The sequence below is a fragment of the Catenulispora rubra genome, assembly GCF_015356825.1.
Taxonomy (GTDB): Bacteria; Actinomycetota; Actinomycetes; order Streptomycetales; family Catenulisporaceae; genus Catenulispora; species Catenulispora rubra.
In genome coordinates this window covers 1-520 of sequence record NZ_JAACYW010000724.1, presented here as the reverse complement: position 1 = coordinate 520, position 520 = coordinate 1, and the positions used below count along the sequence as shown (strand labels likewise).

The window sequence follows — 520 nt, the reverse complement described above, 5'->3', positions numbered from 1 at the left end:
CGGTAGGGGTGGGTGACCGCTGACCGCTGACCGCTGACCGCTGACCGCTGACCGGCTGCCTGCTGATCGCCGACCGCCGAGCGCAGGCTGTTGAGCACCGATCCGCTGGCCTCTGACCCGCAGACCGCCGACTAGCTGTCTGCCGAGTGCCGACCGGTTGGTCGCTGACTGCTTGCCGGTGACCGCTGCTGCTGGCGGCTGGCTGTTTGCTGCCGCCTGCCGCCTGTTGCCTGCCGGTTGACCGCGTGCTGCTGCTTGGCGGTTCTCGGATCTCGGTTCTCGCTTAGCGCTGGGTTGTGGCGATGATGCGTGCGGAGAGCGCGTCGAGTTCCTGTTCGCCTTGGGCGAGTTGGGCTTGGGCGGCTTGGTAGTAGGCGGGGTGGTTGCTGGCGGCGGCTAGGGCGTCGGTGGCGCCGGCGACGTAGGCGCTGAGGGCGGCTTGCCAGGCGGTGGCGCCGACGGTGTCGGGCATGGCAGCCAGTTGGCCGACGCTTCCGACCTCGTCGCAGAGGCCCTTGGC

At 70.0% G+C, this 520-nt stretch carries 1 protein-coding gene; it reads right to left on the bottom strand.

Going from position 1 to position 520, the window contains the following annotated elements:
* Window positions 1–283 precede the first annotated feature (283 nt).
* On the bottom strand, window positions 284–520 hold a 237-nt coding region (locus GWK61_RS55145), incomplete at its 5' end, for a hypothetical protein (protein ID WP_194922370.1).